General features: G+C 52.4%; 1 rRNA gene (only partly in view). It reads right to left on the bottom strand.

Annotation, left to right across the window (positions count from 1 at the left end):
- Positions 1 to 57: 57 nt before the first annotated feature.
- Positions 58 to 1,361 (bottom strand): 23S ribosomal RNA (locus JSN25_RS06005); it runs 1,601 nt beyond the window's last position.

Below are 1,361 nucleotides of genomic sequence, written 5' to 3'. Positions count from 1 at the left end.
ATGTTATCTGTATCAGGCTGAAAATCTGTCTCTTCGCCAAAACACCTTCGGCGTTGTAAGGTTAAGCCTCACGGTTCATTAGTATCGGTTAGCTCAATGTATCGCTACACTTACACACCCGACCTATCAACGTCGTCGTCTTCAACGTTCCTTCAGGAGACTCTAAGTCTCAGGGAGAACTCATCTCGGGGCAAGTTTCGTGCTTAGATGCTTTCAGCACTTATCTCTTCCGCATTTAGCTACCGGGCAGTGCCATTGGCATGACAACCCGAACACCAGTGATGCGTCCACTCCGGTCCTCTCGTACTAGGAGCAGCCCCCCTCAATTCTCCAGCGCCCACGGCAGATAGGGACCGAACTGTCTCACGACGTTCTAAACCCAGCTCGCGTACCACTTTAAATGGCGAACAGCCATACCCTTGGGACCTACTTCAGCCCCAGGATGTGATGAGCCGACATCGAGGTGCCAAACACCGCCGTCGATATGAACTCTTGGGCGGTATCAGCCTGTTATCCCCGGAGTACCTTTTATCCGTTGAGCGATGGCCCTTCCATTCAGAACCACCGGATCACTAAGACCTGCTTTCGCACCTGCTCGAGCCGTCACTCTCGCAGTCAAGCTAGCTTATGCCTTTGCACTAACCTCCTGATGTCCGACCAGGATTAGCTAACCTTCGTGCTCCTCCGTTACTCTTTGGGAGGAGACCGCCCCAGTCAAACTACCCACCAGACACTGTCCGCAACCCGGATTACGGGCCCACGTTAGAACACCAGCCATTAAAGGGTGGTATTTCAAGGACGGCTCCATGCAGACTGGCGTCCACACTTCAAAGCCTCCCACCTATCCTACACATCAAGGACCAGTGTTCAGTGTCAAGCTATAGTAAAGGTTCACGGGGTCTTTCCGTCTTGCCGCGGGTACACTGCATCTTCACAGCGAGTTCAATTTCACTGAGTCTCGGGTGGAGACAGCCTGGCCATCATTACGCCATTCGTGCAGGTCGGAACTTACCCGACAAGGAATTTCGCTACCTTAGGACCGTTATAGTTACGGCCGCCGTTTACCGGGGCTTCGATCAAGAGCTTCTCCTTACGGATAACCCCATCAATTAACCTTCCGGCACCGGGCAGGCGTCACACCGTATACGTCCACTTTCGTGTTTGCACAGTGCTGTGTTTTTAATAAACAGTTGCAGCCAGCTGGTATCTTCGACTGATTTCAGCTCCATGAGTAAATCACTTCACCTACCTATCAGCGTGCCTTCTCCCGAAGTTACGGCACCATTTTGCCTAGTTCCTTCACCCGAGTTCTCTCAAGCGCCTTGGTATTCTCTACCTGACCACCTGTGTCGGTTTGGGGT

Origin of the sequence: Citrobacter cronae, assembly GCF_016893685.1 — a bacterium.
GTDB lineage: Bacteria > Pseudomonadota > Gammaproteobacteria > Enterobacterales > Enterobacteriaceae > Citrobacter > Citrobacter werkmanii.
Note: the sequence above shows the minus strand (reverse complement) of the source record. Positions and strands in the feature narration are given on the sequence as shown.